Annotated in this window: 19 protein-coding genes; 13 read left to right on the top strand and 6 right to left on the bottom strand. The window is 71.4% G+C overall.

What is annotated here, in order from left to right:
• Positions 1-124: 124 nt before the first annotated feature.
• Positions 125-1,774: a Na/Pi cotransporter family protein gene (locus tag E5N76_RS18975; RefSeq protein WP_149538894.1), complete on the bottom strand. Its 1,650-nt coding sequence runs from the start codon at positions 1,772-1,774 to the stop codon at positions 125-127.
• A gap of 98 nt (positions 1,775-1,872) precedes the next feature.
• Between E5N76_RS18975 and E5N76_RS18970 the strand changes: the two genes are divergently transcribed.
• The 6 genes from E5N76_RS18970 (at position 1,873) to E5N76_RS18945 (ending at position 7,959) form a co-directional block, all read left to right on the top strand.
• On the top strand, positions 1,873-2,235 hold the full coding sequence (locus tag E5N76_RS18970; RefSeq protein ID WP_149538893.1) for a hypothetical protein: 363 nt from the start codon (positions 1,873-1,875) through the stop codon (positions 2,233-2,235).
• Between the two features lie 91 nt (positions 2,236-2,326).
• On the top strand, positions 2,327-3,424 hold the full coding sequence (locus E5N76_RS18965) for an LLM class flavin-dependent oxidoreductase (protein WP_187830269.1): 1,098 nt from the start codon (positions 2,327-2,329) through the stop codon (positions 3,422-3,424).
• A gap of 291 nt (positions 3,425-3,715) precedes the next feature.
• Complete coding sequence (locus E5N76_RS18960; RefSeq protein ID WP_149538891.1) at positions 3,716-4,513, top strand: enoyl-CoA hydratase/isomerase family protein; 798 nt, start codon at positions 3,716-3,718, stop codon at positions 4,511-4,513.
• 51 nt (positions 4,514-4,564) lie between these two features.
• Positions 4,565-5,791, top strand: coding sequence for an NAD(P)/FAD-dependent oxidoreductase (locus tag E5N76_RS18955; RefSeq protein WP_149538890.1), 1,227 nt, complete (start codon positions 4,565-4,567; stop codon positions 5,789-5,791).
• Positions 5,792-6,245: 454 nt separating this feature from the next.
• Complete coding sequence (locus tag E5N76_RS18950; RefSeq protein WP_149538889.1) at positions 6,246-6,566, top strand: 2Fe-2S iron-sulfur cluster-binding protein; 321 nt, start codon at positions 6,246-6,248, stop codon at positions 6,564-6,566.
• Positions 6,567-6,708: 142 nt separating this feature from the next.
• Positions 6,709-7,959, top strand: a complete 1,251-nt coding sequence (locus E5N76_RS18945) for a cytochrome P450 (RefSeq protein WP_149538888.1) — start codon at positions 6,709-6,711, stop codon at positions 7,957-7,959.
• A 338-nt stretch (positions 7,960-8,297) separates the two neighbouring features.
• On the opposite strand, the gene E5N76_RS18940 is transcribed toward E5N76_RS18945, so the two are convergent.
• The 3 genes from E5N76_RS18940 to E5N76_RS29665 form a co-directional block, all read right to left on the bottom strand.
• Positions 8,298-9,413 carry a YbfB/YjiJ family MFS transporter gene (locus E5N76_RS18940; protein ID WP_149538887.1) on the bottom strand — a complete coding sequence of 372 codons (1,116 nt, stop codon included), beginning with the start codon at positions 9,411-9,413 and terminating at the stop codon, positions 8,298-8,300.
• A 220-nt stretch (positions 9,414-9,633) separates the two neighbouring features.
• The gene (locus tag E5N76_RS18935; protein WP_149538886.1) at positions 9,634-10,758 is read right to left on the bottom strand and encodes a YbfB/YjiJ family MFS transporter; all 1,125 of its coding nucleotides are present in this window, start codon (positions 10,756-10,758) and stop codon (positions 9,634-9,636) included.
• A gap of 149 nt (positions 10,759-10,907) precedes the next feature.
• Positions 10,908-11,084: a hypothetical protein gene (locus E5N76_RS29665; RefSeq protein WP_187830268.1), complete on the bottom strand. Its 177-nt coding sequence runs from the start codon at positions 11,082-11,084 to the stop codon at positions 10,908-10,910.
• 236 nt (positions 11,085-11,320) lie between these two features.
• Between E5N76_RS29665 and E5N76_RS18930 the strand changes: the two genes are divergently transcribed.
• From E5N76_RS18930 to E5N76_RS18910, 5 genes are all read left to right on the top strand, one after another.
• Positions 11,321-11,746 (top strand): RidA family protein, encoded by a 426-nt coding sequence (locus E5N76_RS18930; RefSeq protein WP_149538885.1) that lies wholly within the window; start codon positions 11,321-11,323, stop codon positions 11,744-11,746.
• A gap of 192 nt (positions 11,747-11,938) precedes the next feature.
• A complete protein-coding gene (locus E5N76_RS18925; protein ID WP_149538884.1) occupies positions 11,939-13,024 on the top strand; it encodes an ABC transporter substrate-binding protein in 1,086 nt (361 codons plus the stop codon).
• Positions 13,024-13,821, top strand: coding sequence for an ABC transporter ATP-binding protein (locus E5N76_RS18920; protein WP_207792020.1), 798 nt, complete (start codon positions 13,024-13,026; stop codon positions 13,819-13,821). Before E5N76_RS18925 ends, E5N76_RS18920 begins: the two co-directional genes overlap by 1 nt.
• On the top strand, positions 13,818-14,573 hold the full coding sequence (locus E5N76_RS18915) for an ABC transporter permease (RefSeq protein WP_149538883.1): 756 nt from the start codon (positions 13,818-13,820) through the stop codon (positions 14,571-14,573). The genes E5N76_RS18920 and E5N76_RS18915 overlap by 4 nt, the downstream gene beginning before the upstream one ends.
• On the top strand, positions 14,570-15,334 hold the full coding sequence (locus E5N76_RS18910; RefSeq protein WP_149538882.1) for an ABC transporter permease: 765 nt from the start codon (positions 14,570-14,572) through the stop codon (positions 15,332-15,334). Before E5N76_RS18915 ends, E5N76_RS18910 begins: the two co-directional genes overlap by 4 nt.
• Positions 15,335-15,403: 69 nt before the next feature.
• Here the strand turns inward: E5N76_RS18910 and E5N76_RS18905 are convergent, their stop codons facing one another.
• A complete protein-coding gene (locus E5N76_RS18905) occupies positions 15,404-16,207 on the bottom strand; it encodes a phosphate/phosphite/phosphonate ABC transporter substrate-binding protein (protein ID WP_149538881.1) in 804 nt (267 codons plus the stop codon).
• Positions 16,208-16,213: 6 nt separating this feature from the next.
• Positions 16,214-16,702: a cupin domain-containing protein gene (locus E5N76_RS18900; RefSeq protein ID WP_187830267.1), complete on the bottom strand. Its 489-nt coding sequence runs from the start codon at positions 16,700-16,702 to the stop codon at positions 16,214-16,216.
• Positions 16,703-16,966: 264 nt separating this feature from the next.
• Here E5N76_RS18900 and E5N76_RS18895 point away from each other — a divergent pair, with 264 nt between their 5' ends.
• Both E5N76_RS18895 and E5N76_RS18890 read left to right on the top strand, forming a co-directional pair.
• Positions 16,967-18,142, top strand: a complete 1,176-nt coding sequence (locus tag E5N76_RS18895) for an aromatic ring-hydroxylating dioxygenase subunit alpha (RefSeq protein WP_187830266.1) — start codon at positions 16,967-16,969, stop codon at positions 18,140-18,142.
• On the top strand, positions 18,132-18,983 hold the full coding sequence (locus E5N76_RS18890) for an ABC transporter permease (protein ID WP_149538878.1): 852 nt from the start codon (positions 18,132-18,134) through the stop codon (positions 18,981-18,983). Before E5N76_RS18895 ends, E5N76_RS18890 begins: the two co-directional genes overlap by 11 nt.
• Positions 18,984-19,002: the final 19 nt, after the last annotated feature.

Here is a 19,002-nt window from a genome sequence, read left to right as displayed (position 1 = left end):
GGCGAGGGGCGTCGGCAGCTCGAACCGTCGGGTCTGAAACTCGGACCGGGGTCCGGGGACCGGTCCGGTCCCCGGCGGGGTCCAGGGGCGGAGCCCCTGGCGCCGCGGGGCGCAAAGCCCCCGCCTAGGGTGCCGCCGCCTCCTCCGGCACCAGCCGGCTCGGCAGCAATTCCCCCCGCCTTTCCAGCAGCGGATAGGCAGCGGCGGCCAGATGCCCGCCCACCCGCCGCAAATCCCGCACCGCGTCCAGCAACAGCCCTGCCGCCGCACCGCCGCCGGCCTCGGTCAGCCGCCGTACCGCCTCCCGCTCCGCCCCGCGCAGCGCCTCCTTCCCCCGCACCAGCCGCTTGGCCGCCGCCGCATCGCCGTGCAGCAGCACCGCCACCACCAGCCGAAGCTGCTCCCGCACCGCCTCATGCAGCGCGGCCAGGTCCGCCAGCTCCTCCGGCGCCAGATCCAGGCCGCGGCGCAGCCGCTTCGCCGCGTGCTGCGTCAGGTCCCGCGCCACCACATCCGCGGCGTGCTCGATGGCGATGGCGAAGGCCTGCAGCTCCTCCCGTCGCGCCGCCTCCTCCGGCTCCAGCGCCGCGCGGTCGATGCGGCCGAGATAGTCGTGCACCGCGCGGTGCAGCGCATCCACCGCGTCGTCCATCCGCCCCACCGCGCGGGCGGCGTCGCGCGCCGTGCCGGCGAAGGCGGCGGCGGAGCCCTGCAGCATGGCCTCCAGCGTATCGGCCATGCGCAAGATTTCCCGTGTCGCATTGGCCAGGGCGATGTTGGGCTGGGTCAGCGCCGCCGCTTCCAGGTAGCGCGGCGCCGCCTCATCCTGCGCCTGGCGTTCCGGCAGCAGGCGCTGCAGCAGCGCCGCCAGCGGCCGCAACAGCGGCCAGGCCAGCAGCGCCATGGCCAGGTTGAAGCCGAGATGCGCATTGGCCACCAGCCGCACCGGCGAGGGGTCGAGCGCCGCCAGCCCTGCCGCCGCCCAGGGCAGCACGGCCAGGCCCAGCAGGCAGCCCGCCATCCGGTTCGCCAGATTGCCCAGCGGCAGGCGCAGCCGCGCCCGGTCCGCCGCATCGCCGCCGGCTTCCAGGACCGGGTTCAGCGCGCTGCCGAGATTGGCGCCGAGCACCATGGCGAGCGCCGCCTCCGCCCCCAGCACGCCGTTGCCGGCGAGGGAGCCGATGACCAGCAGCGCGGCGATGCTGGAATGCGCCGCCCAGGCCAGCAGCGCCGCCAGCAGCAAGTTCGGCAGCGGCCGGTCCGCCAGCACGGCCAGCACCGCCTTCAGCCCTGGCGAGGCCTCCACCGGCGCCAGGCTTTCCAGCATCAGGTGCAAGGCGAGCAGCATGAGGCCGAGGCCGATCGCCACCCGCCCGAGATCCCGCACCCGGCTGGCGCTGCCGCGGCGGAAGGCGAGCACCCCCGCCAGCACCAGCGCCGGAAAGGCGGCGACGGCGTTGAAGGAGAGCAGCTGCACGATCAGCGCCGTGCCGAGATTGGCGCCGAGCAGCGCAGCGAGCGCCGGCCCCAGCGTCACCGCGCCGGCGGCGGCGAAGGAGCCGAGCAGCATCGCCGTCGCTGTGCTGCTCTGCAGCAGCGCGGTGACGCCAAGCCCGGCGAGGAAGGCCCGCCGCGTGCCGCCGAGCGCAATGCCAAGCCAGCGCCGCAACCGGTCCCCGAAGGCGCGCTGCACGCCGCTCTGCACCATGTGCAGGCCCCAGAGCAGCAGGGCCGCCTCGCCCGCCAGCTCCACCAGGAAGCGCAGCTCCGTCATTGCGTCCCGGCCTCCTCCGCCCGGTCCGGCCGCTGGCGGGGTTGAACTCCACAAGGGGCCATTGCGTTGCCACGGCAACAGCTTGCAAGGGACCCAGCATGTCCGAGACCCATCGCCAGCGCGACCAGCTCCAGGACGAGACCGTGCGCCAGACCTTCCCGGCCAGCGATCCGCCTAGCAGCGCCGCCAGCCAGGGCAGCCGCGCCGTGCCGGCGGAGCGCATGATGCCGGGTGGTGAAAAGCCGCCCAGCCCCGATGAGGTTACGCTCAGCCTGCGCTTCCCGGATTCCGAGGCGGCGAAGCTGGCGCTGGAGGCCGTGGTGCGGGAAGGCCCGCTGGACCGCTGCTGCGCCCGCATCGAGCTGGATGACGACAGGGTGATCATGCGCCTGGATGTCCCCAGCGCCGAGGCGGCGCGGATGGCGACGTTGCTGCACCGGCATGGTGCCATGGAGGCCTGACCCGGCGGGTTGCAGGTTGCCCTGGCCGCCATCGGGGTATAGCCTTCCCGCAAGCCGGCTGGACCGGCAACAGACAGGGAAGGATACGTCCATGGATGTCGGCATGATGATGGTCTTCGCCAGCTATGGCTGGGAGGACTGCCCGGACAAGCGGGTGTGGGAGGAGGAGCTGAAGCTCGCCGCCCTGGCCGCCGATCTTGGCTTCGACTGCCTGTGGTCGGCGGAGCACCATTTCAACGACTACTCCTTCGTCCCCGACAACCTCCATCTGATGACGCATCTGGCGGCGAAGCACCCGCATATCGATGTGGGCACCGCCGCCGTCATCATTCCGTGGCACGATCCGCTGCGCGTGGCGGAGAATGCGCTGGTGCTGGACCTGCTCTCCGGCGGGCGGCTGCGCTTCGGCATGGGGCGCGGCCTGGCGCGGCGGGAATTCGAGGCCTTCCGCATGTCCATGGATGAATCGCGGGAGCGCTTCGACGAGGCGGCGCCGATGATCATCGAGGCGCTGCGCACCGGCTTCATCGAGGGCAACGGCAAATTCTACAAGCAGCCGCGCATCGAGCTGCGGCCGCGGCCGCAGCACAGCTTCGACGGGCGGATCTACGCCGTCGCCTCCTCGGAGGATTCGGTGAACTCCGCGGCGAAGCTCGGCGCCCATATGGTGATGTTCGCCGACCGGCCCTGGGAGATGCGGCTGCCGGTGATCGAGCGCGGGCGCGAGCAGCACCGGCAATATCACGGCACCGAGCCGCCGACCGTGATGATGACGGAATTCGTCATCTGCGGCGAGGACAATGCCAGCGCGGAGGAGGAGGCGCTGCGCTACCAAGGGAAATTCGTGGAGAGCAATTTCCACCACTACGAATTCCTCGGCAGCCATTTCGCCAGCGTGAAGGGCTACGATTCCTACCAGCAGAAGGCCGATCTGGCGCGCAAGGCGGGCGGGCTGGAAGGCGCCATCAAGGGCTTCATGCAGGCGGCGAGCTGGGGCACGCCGGAGAAGATCCTGCGCGGGCTGGAGAAGCGGCGGGAGCTGCTGGGCGCGTTCGAGCTGAACGTCGCCTTCCGCTTCGGCGGCACGCCCTTCGCCGTTTCCGAACGCGGCATCCGGCTCTTCGCCAAGGAGGTGCTGCCGGTGCTGAAGAGCTGGGGCAAGGAGAAGGCGCGGCAGGCGGCGGAATAGATCCCCACGAGGTTGCTGCGCAACGCCGCGGGGGACCTGGGAAGCGCTGTCCTGCGCGGGCCTCGCACAGCCTGCCGCGGCGAAGCCGCGGCAGGGCAACGGGCGGCGCCGATGGCACGGCCGCGCCTGTCGCGGCGAAGCCGGGCGCGCTAGAGCAGATCGCCAGAGGGCGGCATCGCCCGGAGGCGTGACTCTGCTCTACAATCCATAAGCTAGAGGGGTTTCGCGCTGCACAGTCAGCGTGGAACCGCTCTAGCCTGCCCGCCCGGCAGCGCAGCGCGGAGAGACCCCATGGCCGTCGTCGAAACCGAAATCCATGGCCAGACCCTGGTCGTCCGCCTCAACCGGCCGGAACGGCTGAACGCGCTGAACCAGGAGCTGCGCACCCGCCTCGCCGAGATCTGGACCGGGTTCCGCACCGACCCGGCGCTCGAGGTCGCCATCCTCACCGGTACCGGCCGCGGCTTCTGCGCCGGCGAGGACATGAAGGAATCCCTGGCCGACGGCGCCCCCGGCGGCCGCGCCCCGGACCTGCCGGACCCGTTCCGCGACGGTACGCTGGAAAAGCCTGTCATCGCCGCGGTGAACGGCTTCGCCATGGGCGGCGGCTTCATGCTGGTGGAGGCGACCGACCTGCGCGTCGCTGTGCATGGCGCGGTGTTCGAGGTCTCGGAGGCCAAGCGCTGGCTGCTCGGCGGCTATAATCACGGCACCGTGGCCAACCTGCCCTTCCCGATCGGCATGGAGATGGCGCTGGGCTTCCGCTTCACCGCCGAACGATTCTACGAGCTGGGCTTCCTCAACCGGCTGGTGGCGCCGGAAGTGCTGCTGCCGACGGCGCTGGACGTGGCGAACCATCTGCTCAGCCTGCCCCCCGCTTCCCGCGTCAACACCGTGCACATGATGCGGCGCATGCGCCCGCGCCCGACCCCGGCGCAGGAAAGGCTGGCGGAGAAGCTGCACCTGCACGGCGCCCTCAGCGACCGGATGGAAAGCCGCGCCGCCTTCGCCGAGAAGCGCGCCCCGCGCTGGAAGGGCTGGGACAACGCCGAGGACCGCTACCGCCTGCCCGATCTCGACATTCCTTGACGCCGCCGCCCCCGGGGCAGGACTCTGGCGGCGCGCAGCAGGGAGGAGAGGGTGACCGAGCGACCCATCGTCATTGCCGGGGCGGGCCATGCCGGCGGCGCCGCATCCGCCTTCCTGCGGCAATATGGCTGGAAGGGCGGCATCGTGCTGGTGGGGGAGGAGCCGATCCTGCCCTATCAGCGCCCGCCCCTTTCCAAGGCCTGGCTGAAGGGGGAGGCGACGGCCGAGAGCCTCGCCCTGCGCCCCGCCCGCTTCTATGCGCAGCAGAAGATCGAGACCCGGCTCGGCCAGCGCGTCGCCGCCATCCATCGCGCCGCGGCCGAGGTGGAGCTGGGCACGGGCGAAAGGCTGCCCTACCACAAGCTGATCCTGGCGCTCGGCGCGCGGGCCCGGGCGCTGCCGGTGCCGGGGGCGGAGCTGGCCGGCGTGCTGGCGCTGCGCAGCGCGGCGGATGCGGATGCGCTGAAGGCGGCGCTGGTGCCGGGGGCGCATCTCGCCGTCATCGGCGGCGGCTATATCGGGCTGGAAGTGGCGGCCTCCGCCCGCGCCCTGGGCTGTGCCGTGACGGTGGTGGAGCGCGAGCCGCGCGTGCTGGCGCGCGTCGCCGGCGCGGAGCTTTCCGCTTTCCTCGCGGAGCACCACCGGGCGCAGGGCGTCGACATCCTGCTGGGCGCCGAGGTGGAGGCGCTGGAAGGCCGGGCCGGCCGCGTCGCCGCGCTGCGGCTGAAGGATGGGCGGGTGCTGCCCTGCGACGTCGGGCTCATCGGTGTCGGCGCGGTGCCGGAGGAAGGGCTGGCGCGGGCGGCGGGCCTCGCCTGCGGCAACGGCATCCAGGTGGACCTGGCGGCGCGGACGGAAGACCCGGCGATCTACGCCATCGGCGATTGCACGCACCGGCCGCTGCCGCTCTCCGGCCGGTCCATGCGGCTGGAATCCGTGCCCAATGCGCTGGAACAGGCGAAGCAGGCGGCGGCGGATATCTGCGGCCGCCCTCCGCCGGTGCCGGAAGTGCCCTGGTTCTGGTCGGACCAGTATGCGCTGCGGCTGCAGATGGCCGGCCTTGCCTTCCACCCGGTGCAGGCGGTGAAGCGCCCGGCGGCGGAGGGGGAGGGCTTCGCGGTCTTCCACCTGGCGGCGGATGACACGGTGCTGGCGGTGGAGGCGGTGAACGCCCCGGCGGAGTTCATGGCCGGGCGGCTGCTGGTGGCGAAGGCCCTGCAGGTGCCGGCGGCGACCCTCGTCGACCCGACGCGATCGCTGAAGGCGCTGACGGGGTAGCGTCCTGCCCGCGGAATTCGCCGGATATCCGGCAAACGTCGCGGACAGGCAGGCGATCGAAAGGCCAGCATCCCCGGTCCGAAGGCCGCGATGATTCGGATCCCGGACCAGCGGGCCTTGGCTGATCGCGGACGTCACGCCTCCGGTGGATTCGGCCTCAGGCCATCACGCGGCAGGGCGGGACCGCGATCGGCTCCCGAACGGGCGCCTGCGAGGGCGAGGCCGGCGCGTGACCGCCCGGGCGGCGGCGAGGGAAAGCGCCGCCCAGGCGTGTCGGGACTGGCCCGAAGCCCCGCGGCTGGGCGAAGCTCGCGGCCGTCCCGGGCCGGCCGTGCATTGCCGCCGTAACCCTTGCCACATACGCCCGCTACAAGGGCGCGCGACATAACCCGGGCCACGGCCCGCCGGGTGCCGCACCCGGGCGCCGCAGCCCGCACCAGCAGGAGGGAAGCGCATGCCGAGCATCATCTACATCGAACATGACGGCACCGAACACGCGGTGGAGGTCCCCATCGGACACTCCGTCATGCTGGGCGCGGTGGAGAACAACATTCCGGGCATCGACGCCGATTGCGGCGGCGAATGCGCCTGCGCCACCTGCCATGTCTTCGTCGATCCGGCCTGGCTGGCGCTCTGCGGCACGCCGGGCGAGCAGGAGAGCAGCATGCTGAGCTTCGCCGCCACCGCTGCGCCAAATTCCCGCCTCTCCTGCCAGATCCCGGTCACCGAGGCGCTGGACGGCCTCATCGTCCGCATGCCGGAAGCCCAGCATTGAAACGGCAGCCCGGCTTTCATTGAACCCCGCCGCCCCGGAATGCCAAGCTTGGCCCGCCAGCCACCGGGCGACAGGACCGGACCATAAGCCCCGCCCTTGGGCGCCGCCCATGCAGGGGCAGGACAGCAGGGAGGAGTTACGGATGAGCGCCCTCGCCAGCACCCACCATGCCGAACTCGCCGCGACGACGCCGCTCGAGGAGCTGGATGTCAGCGACCCCGCGCTGTACCGCGACGATGTCTGGCAGCCCTATTTCGCCCGGCTGCGGCGCGAGGCGCCGGTGCATCACTGCCGGAACGGCATGTTCGGTCCCTATTGGTCGATCTCCACCTACAAGGAGATCGTCCAGGCGGAGCTGCTGCACAAGGTGCTGTCCTCGGAGAGCGCACTCGGCGGCATCAGCATCCGCGACCGGCCGGCCGATCTGCGCCTGCCGATGTTCATCGCCATGGACCCGCCGCGACATGACGAGCAGCGCCGCGCGGTGCAGCCCATCGTCGCGCCGGCCAATCTGGCGAAGCTGGAGCACCTGATCCGCGAGCGCGCCTGCCGCATCCTCGACGAATTGCCGCGCAACGAGACCTTCAACTGGGTGGACAAGGTCTCGGTCGAGCTGACGGTGCAGATGCTGGCGACGCTGTTCGACTTCCCGCAGGAGGAGCGGCGGAAGCTGTCCTACTGGTCCGATTGCGCGACCGCCCTGCCCATGCCGGGCGGCATCATCGAGACCGAGGAGCAGCGCGAGGCCGTGTTCGCCGAGATGCTGGCCAGCTTCATGGGCCTGTGGAACGCCCGGGTGAATGCCGAGCCGGGCAACGACCTGATCTCCATGCTCGCCCATGCGCCGGCGACGCGGCACATGTCGCCGCGGGAGTTCATGGGGAATCTCGTGCTGCTGATCGTCGGCGGCAACGATACGACGCGAAATTCGATCACCGGCGGTGTGCTGTTCCTCAACCAGAACCCGGAGGAATACGCCAAGCTGCGCGCCAACCCGGCGCTGGTGGAGAGCATGGTGCCGGAGATCATCCGCTACCAGACGCCGATCGCGCATATGCGCCGCACCGCCATCGCCGATGTGGAATTCGCCGGCCACACCATCCGCGAGGGCGACAAGGTGGTGATGTGGTACATTTCCGGCAACCGCGACGAGGCAGCGATCGAGCAGCCGGACCGTTTCATCATCGACCGCAAGCGGCCGCGCCAGCATCTTTCCTTCGGCTTCGGCATTCATCGCTGCGTCGGCAACCGCCTGGCGGAGCTGCAGCTCACCATCCTGTGGCAGGAGATTCTGAAGCGCTTCGACCGCATCGAGGTGGTGGGGCCGGAGAAGCGCGTCCACTCCACCTTCATCCACGGCATCACGGAATTGCCCGTCCGCATCCCCGCCTAGAGCGTGATCGGTTGAGGTCGAACCGACCGAAACCGTGAATCACGCGACCGAACAATGAGCTAGAGCGGGGCAGGTGAGCGCAGCTCAACCGATCCCGCTCTAGTGTCCCGATTCCGAAGTCCTGTTGACTTCGTTCTCGGGCCACTGGTTTTTGTTTTCAGCGGCCTGCTTGTCCGCTGCGTTCGCTGGATATCCAGCAAACTTCGCGGGCAGGACACCAGACTCCGGGCGGGGTCCGGGGGGAAGCCTTCCCTCGGCGGGGATCGAACGCATGCGTTCGATGGGGCAGCGCCCCCTGCCGGGGGGCGGCACTGCCGCCAACGGGCGAAGCCCATTCTTCACACCCTCAACGCCACCAGCAACGCCCCGAAGGAAAGCACCAGCCCCGCCCCGAACACCGCCTGGTGGCTTTCCCCGCTCGCCGCGAACAGCGCCGCCAGGGCGAAGGCCACCGCCGCCTGGGCCACGCCGTAGGAGGCGCTGGTGCCGCTCCACAGCGCCGCCGCCCTGTCCCCCGCGCGCTGCCGCACCAGCGCCAGCGTCACCGCCGTCACGCCCACCCCGGCGAAGCCGCCCAGCGCCGCCGCGGCCAGCAAGGCGGGGGCGGCCGGCACCAGGCTCAGCCCCAGCGCCGCCACCTGGGCGCCGAGCCAGAGGCGGAAGGCCAGCGGCGCGCCGATGCGGTCCGCCGCCCGGCCGCCCAGCAGCGTGCCGCAGACGGCGCCGCCGCCGAAGACCAGCCAGATCAGCGCCCCCGCCCCCAGTCCCAGCCCCAGGCCGCGCGCCGCGAGATCCGCGATATAGACCATCGGCGCCACCATCCCGGCGCCGGAAAGCCCGTAGGCCAGCAGCAGCGCCGCCGCCTTGGGCCTGGTGCCGGGCGTGGCGGGCGGCATGGCGGGCGGGCTCGGCCAATGCGGCGCAGCCAGCGCCCAGAACAGCAGCACCGCCGCGGCCAGCCCCAGCCAGGCCCATGCCAGCCCCAGCGGCGCCAGCAGCGGCACCAGCAGGGAGCCGAGGGCGATGCCGCTGCCGACGCCGGCGACGACGATGCCGCTGGCCGTGCCGCGGCGCGCGGCCGGGATCACCGCCAGCACCGCCGGCCCGGCCAGACCCATCAGGAAGCCGCCGCCAAGGCCGGACAGGCCCCGCCAGAAGGCGAACCAGGGAAGGCCGAGATTGGCGCCGCAGGCGGCGAAGCTCAGCGCCGCCAGTGCCATGCCGAGGGCAAGGCAGCGCCTGACCCCGAAGCGCCGCGCCAGATGCGGCGCCGCCAGCACGCCGGCCAGGTAGCCGGAGAGGTTGGCCGCCCCGAGCAGCCCGGCGCCGCCGCCATCCACCCAGCCCGCCGCCACCATGGCGGGGAAGAGCGGCACATAGGCGAAGCGGGCCAGCCCCAGCCCGGAACAGGTGGCCGCCGCCCCGGAGAGCGCGGTGGCGAGGAAGCCGCTCATCCGCGCCACCGGGCCCCGGGGCCGGCCGCGCGCTCCGGCAGCGGCTTCAAGCCTGCTGGGCTACCGGCATCGCCATGCCCCAGGCCGGCGCAGGACGCCACCTCGGGGCGGGCGGCGCGCTCCGGCAGCGGCCTCATGCCTGCCAGGCCACCAGCATCGCCATGCCCCAGGCCGGCGCAGGACGCCGCCTCGAGGCCGGCCGCGTGCTCCGGCAGCGGGCTCATGCCTGCCGGGCCACCAGCATCGCCATGCCCCAGGCGGCCAGCGAAAAGCCCAGCCCGGCGCCGAACACCGCCGCATGGCTCTCCCCCGTCGCGGCGAAGAGCGCGGCAAGGGCGAAGCCGATGACGGTCTGCATCACCGCGAAGCCGGCGGTGGCCTGCACCCAGAGCCCGGTGGCGCGCGCCCCGGCCATCTCCCGCGTCACCGCCAGGGTCACGGTGGAAACGCCGACGGCGGCGAAGCCGGAAGCGGCGGCGGTGGGGAGGATCAGCGCGGCCGGGGGCGGCAGCGCCAGGGCCAGCGCCGCCACCTGCACGCCCAGCCAGAACACCAGGGTGCGGCGGGCGCCCAGCCGGTCCACCACGCGGCCGCTCAGCACCCCGCCGGCGATGCCGGCCAGGCCGAAGACCAGCCAGATGACGGCGCCGATACCCACCCCCAGCCCCCGGCCGCGCGCCGCCAGATCCGCCAGATAGACCATGGGCGGCACCATGCCGGCGCCATGCAGCCCATAGGTGAGGATGAGGCGCCAGGCGCGCGGCGGGGCCTCGGCCGCGGCGCCACGCAGTTCCATGGCCGGCCAGCGCGGCCGCGCCAGGGCCCAGAGCAGCAGCACCAGCGCCCCCAGCCCCAGCCAGGTGGCCGGCAGCCCGGCGCCGAGCAGGGCCGGCACCGCCACCGCCCCGGTGGCGATGCCGATGCCGACGCCGGCGATGACGATACCGCCGGCCTTGCCGCGGTCCGGCGCGGCGACGCTGGCCTGGGTGGCCGGCCCGGCCAGGGCCATCAGCCAGCCGCCGGCGACGCCCGCCGCGGTCCGCCACAGCAGCAGCCAGAGGAAGCCGCCATTCCAGGCGCAGGCGAGGAGGGACAGGGCGACCAGCCCCATCCCCGCATCCAGCAGCCAGGGCACACCGCGCCGACGGGCCAAAGGCGGCCCGGCGAGGATGCCGATGAGGTAGCCGAGCAGCGCCGCGGCGCCGAGGGTGCCCGCCTGGCCGCCATCCACCCAGCCCGCCGTGACCATGGCGGGGAAGAGCGGCACATAGGCGAAGCGGGCGATGCCGTTGCCGGAGGCGGTTGCCGCGGCGCCGGCGAAGGCGGAGGGGAGGTAGGAGGCCACGGCGAGAGCCTAGCCGGGAACGGCCCCGTGGCTAGTGCCCCGCTTCCGCAGCCCTGCCGACTTCGTTCCCAGATCCCTTTGATTTCAATGGCCTGCCCGTCCGCTACGTTCGCTGGAAATCCAGCAAACTTCGCGGGCAGGACACTAGGTCAGAAGCCGCGCCGCGGCGTCGCCCAATTCTGCGCCGGCGGCCGTTCGACCGGCGCGCTGAGCTGCTGGGTGCTGGCCCAATTGCCGGGCCGGGGCGAAGCGCTGTCGCTGCGGGTCGCCACCAGCAGAACCAGGGCGAGGAGCAGTCCGGGAAGGAGAAGGGCAAGGCGGCACATGGCTCGGGGTCTTCGGCAAGGGGGGCGGCGCCGGCGGCGCCGCTGCGTTGGCCGGAAAATGGGGAGCGGCGGCGCTTCAGGCCATACCGCAGGATGAATGATGCCCATTCGGCCACTGCATGGCTCGCCCCGGCCCGCCCGGCCCTGGCGCCGCCAGGCAGCCCCGCCCGCTTCCGCAACGGCGAGGTGGTGTGGGACAGTCCCTTCCCCGTCATTCTCCCGCGAGGCGACCCCGCATGACCCTGCCGCCCCCGATGCTGTTCCACACCCTGGACAACGGTCCGGATCGCGTCGCGCCCTTCAGCCACGCCGTCTCCATCGGCCCCTGGGGCTTCATCACCGGCCAGATGCCGACCGACCCGCGCGACAATTCCCTGCCCCTGCCGGAGGGCGTGGCGGCGCAGACGCGGGCGGTGATGGAGAATCTGAAGATCGTGCTGGCCGGCATCGGCTGCGACCTTTCGCATGTCGCCATGGCGCGGGTCTTCCTCACCGATTTCGCGCGCGACTACGCGGCGATGAACGCCACCTATGCCGCCTACTTCCCGCCCGGCCGGCTGCCGGCGCGCACCTGCGTCGGCGTCACCGGCCTGGCCAAGGGCGCGCTGGTGGAGATCGACCTGCTGATCTACCGGCCGGAGGGCATCCCGCCCACCGCCTGAGCCTGTGGCACGGCCCCTCTCGCATCACCCCTCTGGCATCTCCCCTCTGGCACGGCGATTGCGACGCTTCCGGCACCAGCCGGGTCCACCCGCCTCACCGTCCGGGGCTGCCGCATCCTGCGGCAGCCTGCCGCGCGCCGGGGCAGGCGATTCCCAGCGCGCTGGCCAGCCTGCCCGGGAGTGAGAGAGACGATGCCGCGCCCCTTCCGCCTGCCCCGCCGCGCCGCCCTTGGCCTGCTGGCCGCGCCGGCGCTGATCCCCGCCTTCGGCCGCGCGCAGGGGCTGAAGAAGGTCAGCTTCACCCTGCCCTGGGTGCCGGAGGGCGCGAACCTCATCGCCTTCGTCGCCAAGGCGAATAATTACTGGGCGGAAGAAGGGCTGGATGTGGAGATCAGCCGCGGCACCGGCTCCACCGTCGCGGCGCAGGCGATCGGCGCCGGCCGCTTCGATTACGGCTGCGCCGCCGCCTCCGCCGGGCTGCAGCAGGCGGCCAAGGGCGTGCCCGTGGTGCAGATCGCCGCCATGTCCTACGACGTGATGATGGGCATGGCGGTGCTGGCCGATGGCCCGGTGAAGGCGCCGAAGGACATCGAGGGCCGCAAGCTCGCCTCCACCTCCAGCTCCGGCGACTACCCATTCTGGGCGCCCTTCGCCGCCGCCGCCGGCATTGATGCCGGCAAGGTGCAGCACTCCTCGGTGGACAACAATGTCCGCCAGCGCCTGCTGGTGGAGAAGCAGGTGGAGGGCGTCACCGGCTTCGCCACCACCTTCCTGCCCTGGTTCGCGGCGCAGAACGTGGCGGTGCGCACCTTCCTCTACAGCCGCTACGGCATCGTCTTCTACGGCAACACGGTGATGACGCAGAAGGAGCGGGCGGAGAAGGATCCGCGCACCACCCAGGCCATGGTCACCGGGCTGATGAAGGCGCAGAAATTCACCCTGCTGAACCCGGAGGAGGCGCTGCGCATCTTCATCCGCGCCGTGCCGGAGGCCGCGCTTTCGCGCACCGCGCAGGATCAGGCGCGCATCGGGCTTGGCCTGGCGCGGCTGGGCGCGACCGCGGAGAAGGCCATCGGCAAGCCGGTGGGCAGCTTCGACCCCGGCGATGCCGCGGCGATGGTGGAGAACACCATGAAATACCTGGCCGCCGCCGGCGATGCGCGCCCCGACCCCGCCGCGGCCTTCACCAATGCCTTCCTTGGCGGCGTAACGATGACGGCGGAGGAATGGGCCAAAGCTCAGCAGCAGGCCGCCGAATTCGCCGCCCTGGTCGCCTGATGCCGGACGCATCCCCGCTGGCGGTGGAAGCCATCCGCTTCCACGAGGTGGGGAAGACCTTCCCGACCAAACCCGTGCCGCTGCGCGCGGTGGAGCGCGTCAGCTTCGGCGTGGCGCGGGGGGAACTCCTCGCCATCCTCGGCCCGTCCGGCTGCGGCAAATCCACCCTGCTGATGATGGCGGCGGGGCTGGAGGAACCGACCGAGGGCCGCCTGGAACGCGGCGGCATGCCCTTGGTCGGCCCGCATCGCCAGACCGGCGTGATGTTCCAGGACGCGACGCTGCTGCCCTGGCTTTCCGTGCTGGACAATGTGCTGTTCCCCGCCACCATCCGCCGCATCCCCCACGCCAAGGTGGTGGACCGGGCGATGGAGCTGCTGCGCACCGTCGGCCTGAAGGGCTTCGAACGCGCCCGGCCGCATGAGCTTTCCGGCGGCATGCGCCAGCGCGCCGCCATCTGCCGCGCCCTGGTGCTGGACCCGGATTTGCTGCTGATGGATGAGCCTTTCTCGGCGCTCGACGCCATCACGCGGGACGAGATGGGCGACGTCCTGCTCGACCTGTGGCAGCACACCCACAAGAGCGCGATCTTCGTCACTCATTCCATCCGGGAAGCCGTGCTGCTGGCCGACCGCGTGCTGGTGATGAGCCGCCGCCCCGCGACGGTGGCGGAGGAGCTGGTGGTGCCCTTCCCTCGCCCGCGCGACCCGCGCCTGGCGGATACGCCGGAATTCACCGCCATCACCGCGCATCTGCGCGGCGTCATCGCCGCGGGGATGCAGGGGGAGATGGCGTGACCGCCGCCCGCCTGCCGGCGGCGCCGCTGCTGGCGGCGCTGCTCGCTTTGGCGCTGTGGGAGGGGCTGGTGCGCTGGGCTCGCGTGCCGGCGGTGCTGCTGCCGTCGCCGGGCAGCGTCGCCACCAGCCTGTGGGAGGCGGCACCGCTGCTTGCCCGCCATGCGCTGGCGACCGGTGGCGCGGCGACCGGCGCCTTCCTCATCGCGCTGGCGGCCGGCGTGGCGCTGGCTTCGCTGATGGTGCTCTCGCCGCTCGCCACGCGGCTGCTCTACCCGAATCTGCTGCTGTTCCAGCTCCTGCCGAAGGTCGCGCTCGGTCCGCTCTTCGTCGTCTGGCTCGGGCTTGGCCTGCCCTCGCTGATGGCCTTCGCCGTCTTCGTCAGCCTCTTCCCCGTGGCCATCGCCATGCTCACCGGCCTCCGCGCCGCGGACCCTTTGCAGATCCGCCTGTGCCAGGCCCAGGGCGGCAGCGGGTGGCAAATCTTCCGCTACATCCGCCTGCCCACCGCGCTGCCCTTCCTCTTCGCCGGCGCCAAGGTGGCCGCCACCATGGCCTTCACCGGCGCCGTGGTCGGCGAGTTCATCTCCGCCGATGCCGGCCTCGGCTGGATGGTGATGCAGGCAGTCGGCCGCTCTGACACGCCGCTGATCTTTGCGGCCCTTGCCGTGCTTTGCGTGCTGGGCGCCGCGCTCTACGCCCTGGTGGTGCTGGCCGAGGATGCCGCGCGCCGCCGCTGGGGCACGCGGCGATGAGGGGCGCGCTTGCCTCCCTCGGCGCGGTCGCGGCGCTGGTCGCGCTGTGGGAAGCCGCGGTGCGCTTCATCCCCATCTCGCCCAACCTGCTGGCGCCGCCTTCCGCCATCGCCGAGGCGCTGGCGCTGCACCCTGCGCTGCTGCTGGAACATGGCTGGGCCACGGCGCATGAAGCCCTGCTCGGCTTTCTCCTCGCCGCCCTTGCCGGCATGGCGCTCGGCGCCGCCCTCAGCGCCTCCGCCCTGCTGCGCCAGGCGCTGATGCCCTTCGTGCTGGCGCTGCAGATCGTGCCGAAAATGGCGCTGGCGCCGCTCTTCGTCGTCTGGCTGGGGGTCGGCGCGCCGTGCCGCATGGCCTTCGCCATCTTCATCGCCTTCTTCCCGGTGCTGATCGGCACCATGGCCGGGCTGGCAGGAACGGAGAGCGGCGCGCTCCGCCTCTGCCGCGTGCTGGGCGCGAGCTGGTGGCAGACGCTGTGGCGCGTGCGGCTGCCCTACGCCGTGCCGCAATTGCTGGCGGGGCTGAAAACCGCGGCGACCATGGCGCTGCTGGGCGTCGTCATCGGCGAATTCGTCACGGCGCAGCAGGGGCTGGGCTATGTCGTGATGTTCGGCGCCTCGCTCGGTGAAACCGCGCTGGTGTTGGCGGCGATCACCCTGCTCTGCGCAATCGGGCTGGTGCTCTACGGCGTCGTGCTGGCCGCGGAACTCGCCTTCGGCCTCTGGTACAAGGCGCCGCTGCCGGCTGGCGAATTCGCGTGACTCTGGGGAAGGCTCCGCCTTCCCCAGGCCCCATCCGCCAAGGGCCGAAAGGCCCTTGGAACCCTTGAGCTAGGCGAGCCGAGGATACCCCAGCGCTGCGGCTTCCGCCTCGTAGGTGCGCTGCACGATGTAGCGGCCCTCGTCCGGTTCCAGCACATCCCGCAGCATCAGCCCCGCCCGCGCCGCCGCCCATGCCGGCGCCTTCGCCAAGGCCTGCAACGCATCCTCCAGCGCCGCCACCACCGGCGCCGGCGTCGCGACGCTGGTGACGAAGGGAATCGAAGGACTCGGTACGGTGAAGCCCAGCGTCCGGATCTCCGCCGCCACCAACGGGCGATAGCGGCGGAAGAAGGCATAGGTTACGCAATCCACGCAGCTCGCCTCCGCCTCGCCCCGCGCCACCCGCTCGATGTTGCCGGGCTGGCTGTGCGTCTCCACGCAATTGCCGAAGAAGGGCCTGCCGCCCGCCATCTCCGCCAGCACGCGTCGCGGCAGGTTCATCCCCGAATTCGAATGCCGGCTATTGAAGACGAAATGGCAGCCCCGCAGCTCCTCCACGCTCTGGAAGCGTGAGTCCCGGTGCACGATGAACACCCCGGCATGCCCCGCCCCCTCGCAGCCCGGCGCGTCGTAGCAGGGCATGCCCAGCAGCCGCGCCTGCCCGGCATAGATCGTCTGCAAGGGCCAGCCGCAAACCTGGGTGAACAGCGTCTCCGCCTCGATCCGCGCCGGTACGGGAGCGCGGTCATACTCCAGCGCCTCCGGCGTTCCCGTCACCCCGCGACGCGCCAGCTCCAGCCGCATCGCCTGCCAGAAGGCGGCATTGGCCGGGCGCATCTCCGGCAGATTGTACATCGGCAGGCTGGCCCGCATGGCGCTTCAGCCCTGCTGCGCCTGCAGCGCGAGCAATTCCGGGTCCTCGTAGTGCGGCCGCCGCGGCTGCGGCGTGGAGAGCAGCGTCTGCACCTGGCAATCCACCGCGCCGGTATTGACCAGCTCATGCTGCATCCCGATCGGGAGCTGCACCAGATCCCACTTCCCCAAGGGAAACTCCGCCACCTCCCCGCCATCGAAGCAGCGCACCAGGCATTCGCCTTCGAGGATGAAGAACACCTCCTCCGTCTCGTGGCAGTGTTTCGGGATCATGTTGCCCACCGGCACGGTCTGGATGGACATGGTGAAGGCGGTCGCCGGGATGCTGCCGCGCAAATCGCCGTGGTCCGTGCTGCCGCTGGCGCCGAGGTAGCGCCGCTGAATGCGGGCGAAGCGCGGATCCTTCGCGGTCTCGAAGCCGAAGACGCTCCAATCCGCCCGGCGCTCCGCGAAGCGCGCGGTGCGGCGGGCCAGGCGTTCGGCGAGGCTCGGCATCTCGGTCATCTCCCAACCCTGTTCGTCGACGCATCAACCATACCGACCCCGCATGGCGGCGCATCCTGGCGAGGCCGCTCGAGCCGGAGCAGGCCGGGCCGGCTCTGCCGCGATCATAAAAGCCGCCAAAATGAGCAGAAAATGACGAAATTGATCCGGCCTAGGGCGGTATCGCCAGAACAGCCTAAAGCGGCGCCAGAATCAATATTGTCGCTACCGCGGACCCGCCGCATGCTCCCGGCCACCATGCGAGGAGCGGTCACCATGGCGGTCACCGAAGCCGACACCGACCCGATGGAGATGCCGTACCGGGCGCACGGCATCCCGACGCTCGGCTTCAGCGAATACTGGTACCCGGTGCTGACGGCCGAGGAGCTCGGCCGCAAGCCGAAGCCGGTGAAGCTGCTGGGCCAGGACATCGTGGTGTGGCGCGACGGCGCGAAGCTTTACGCGCTGGAAGACCGCTGCCCGCATCGCGGCGTGAAGCTCTCCCTCGGCGAGTGCTACTACAAGGGCAGCGGCAGCATCACCTGCCCCTATCACGGCTGGACCTTCAGCGGCACGGACGGGAAGCTGCTCGCCGCCATCATGGACGGGCCGGACGCGCCCATCACCCGCAAGGTCACCATCCGCCACTACCCGGTGCGCGAATTCGCGGAGATGATCTGGCTTTGGCCCGGCGAGGGCGAGCCGGCGGCGCTGGAGGAGGAGCTGCCGCAATTCATCGGCCGGCAGGACAGCTTCTTCACCATCCCCATGTACACCGACTACAAGTGCAATTGGCGCTGGCTGGTGGACAATTGGGGCAATGACCAGCACGCCCAATTCGTGCATCGCAGCTCGCCGGAGCTGTTCTTCCAGCCGGTCCTGCCCTTCATCATGACCATCGAGCCGAAGCCCCTGGCGAACGGCAAGGGCATGGCCTTCAAGCGCCTCGGCGGCGTCACCAGCGCGGAGTTTCCCGGCCTCGGCACCTTCCCGAACCGGGAGTGGTGGCGCTTCATGAAGCCCACCGGCCGCGGCAACATCCGCGGCTTCGAGAATTCCAAGGCCCACAAGGTCTACGGCATCGAGAACCAGTCGGAGCTCTGGCTGCCCGGCCTCGTCATCGTCGGCCGCCTCTCCGGCGAGTACTGCCTGGTGCAATGGGCGGTGCCGCTGGACGCGCACACCACGCGCTGCTTCAACATCAATAATTTCCGCAGGCTTGGCGCGCTGCGCGAATGGTATGACCGCATTCACTACAAGCTGTGGCGCGGCTGGGCGCATGACCGCATCTTCTCCGACCAGGACAAGGTGCTGGTGGAGGCCGTGGTGCCGGGGCCGGAGCGGCTTTCGAAGAGCGATGTCGGGGTGATTGCCTGGCGGAAATTCGCCGGCGCGAACGCTCGCCGCCCGCCCGGCCAGGTGCAGCGGGAGGCGCCGCGCGATGTGGCATAGTTGCGCCCGGTCGCGGAGCGCCGCGGGCGCGCAGCGTGAATCGGCCGCGCTGCTGCATGCCGCGCGTCATGCCTTCGCCCTGGCCTGGCCGCCCATGCTGTTCGGCGCGGCGCTGCTCTACGCCTGGACGCAGGCCAGCGCCCGCGGCTGGGTGGATGAGCTGATCCTGCCGCCGCCGGGCGAGATCCTGCAGCAGCTCTCGCTCGGCCTCTCCTCCGGCGTCCTGCTGCCGCATCTCGGCGTGACGCTGCTGCAGGCTCTGCTCGGCTTCGTCATCGCGGTCGCGGCCGGCATCGGCGTCGGCGCCGTCATCGCCTCCTCGCCCTTGGTGGAGCGGTGCTTCAACCCCTTCCTCATCGCCTTCGAGGCGATGCCGAAGATCGCCATGGCGCCGCTCGTCATCGTCTGGTTCGGCTATGGCATCTGGTCCAAGGTGGTGCTGGCCGCGGTCATCGCCTTCTTCCCCATCCTCGTCTCCACCATCCTCGGCCTCCGCGCCTCGGAGCCCGGGCGGCTGGACGTGCTGCGGGCGCTCGGCGCCAGCCGCGCGCAGGAATTCCGCCTGGTGCGGCTGCCGGGCGCGCTGCCCTTCATCTTCTCCGGCATCAATGTCGCCGTGGTCTTCGTGCTGCTGGGTTCCATCGTCGGCGAATTCGTCGGCGCCAAGCAGGGTCTCGGCACGCTGATCCTGATCGCCAACGAGAATCTGGAGACGGCGCGCACCTTCTCCATCCTCGCCATCCTCGCTTTGCTGGGCATGCTGCTGCATTTCGGCGTCGGCGCGCTGCGCCAGCGCCTGCTGTTCTGGGCGGAGCCGCGCACCGGTTCGCCCCCCGCCTGAGTCACCTAGCCAGACCAAA

The organism is Siccirubricoccus phaeus, from assembly GCF_008360935.1.
Classification (GTDB): domain Bacteria; phylum Pseudomonadota; class Alphaproteobacteria; order Acetobacterales; family Acetobacteraceae; genus Siccirubricoccus; species Siccirubricoccus phaeus.
Note: the sequence above shows the minus strand (reverse complement) of the source record. Positions and strands in the feature narration are given on the sequence as shown.

Bases quoted from the DNA above. Each gene is read 5' to 3' on its own strand.
- E5N76_RS18950 (WP_149538889.1), top strand. From the start codon at position 6,246: ATGCCGAGCATCATCTACATCGAACATGACGGCACCGAACACGCGGTG.
- E5N76_RS18945 (WP_149538888.1), top strand. From the start codon at position 6,709: ATGAGCGCCCTCGCCAGCACCCACCATGCCGAACTCGCCGCGACGACG.
- E5N76_RS18965 (WP_187830269.1), top strand. From the start codon at position 2,327: ATGGATGTCGGCATGATGATGGTCTTCGCCAGCTATGGCTGGGAGGAC.
- E5N76_RS18925 (WP_149538884.1), top strand. From the start codon at position 11,939: ATGCCGCGCCCCTTCCGCCTGCCCCGCCGCGCCGCCCTTGGCCTGCTG.
- E5N76_RS18895 (WP_187830266.1), top strand. From the start codon at position 16,967: ATGGCGGTCACCGAAGCCGACACCGACCCGATGGAGATGCCGTACCGG.
- E5N76_RS29665 (WP_187830268.1), bottom strand. From the start codon at position 11,084: ATGTGCCGCCTTGCCCTTCTCCTTCCCGGACTGCTCCTCGCCCTGGTT.
- E5N76_RS18910 (WP_149538882.1), top strand. From the start codon at position 14,570: ATGAGGGGCGCGCTTGCCTCCCTCGGCGCGGTCGCGGCGCTGGTCGCG.
- E5N76_RS18960 (WP_149538891.1), top strand. From the start codon at position 3,716: ATGGCCGTCGTCGAAACCGAAATCCATGGCCAGACCCTGGTCGTCCGC.
- E5N76_RS18905 (WP_149538881.1), bottom strand. From the start codon at position 16,207: ATGCGGGCCAGCCTGCCGATGTACAATCTGCCGGAGATGCGCCCGGCC.
- E5N76_RS18920 (WP_207792020.1), top strand. From the start codon at position 13,024: ATGCCGGACGCATCCCCGCTGGCGGTGGAAGCCATCCGCTTCCACGAG.
- E5N76_RS18890 (WP_149538878.1), top strand. From the start codon at position 18,132: ATGTGGCATAGTTGCGCCCGGTCGCGGAGCGCCGCGGGCGCGCAGCGT.
- E5N76_RS18975 (WP_149538894.1), bottom strand. From the start codon at position 1,774: ATGACGGAGCTGCGCTTCCTGGTGGAGCTGGCGGGCGAGGCGGCCCTG.
- E5N76_RS18970 (WP_149538893.1), top strand. From the start codon at position 1,873: ATGTCCGAGACCCATCGCCAGCGCGACCAGCTCCAGGACGAGACCGTG.
- E5N76_RS18930 (WP_149538885.1), top strand. From the start codon at position 11,321: ATGACCCTGCCGCCCCCGATGCTGTTCCACACCCTGGACAACGGTCCG.
- E5N76_RS18940 (WP_149538887.1), bottom strand. From the start codon at position 9,413: ATGAGCGGCTTCCTCGCCACCGCGCTCTCCGGGGCGGCGGCCACCTGT.
- E5N76_RS18900 (WP_187830267.1), bottom strand. From the start codon at position 16,702: ATGCCGAGCCTCGCCGAACGCCTGGCCCGCCGCACCGCGCGCTTCGCG.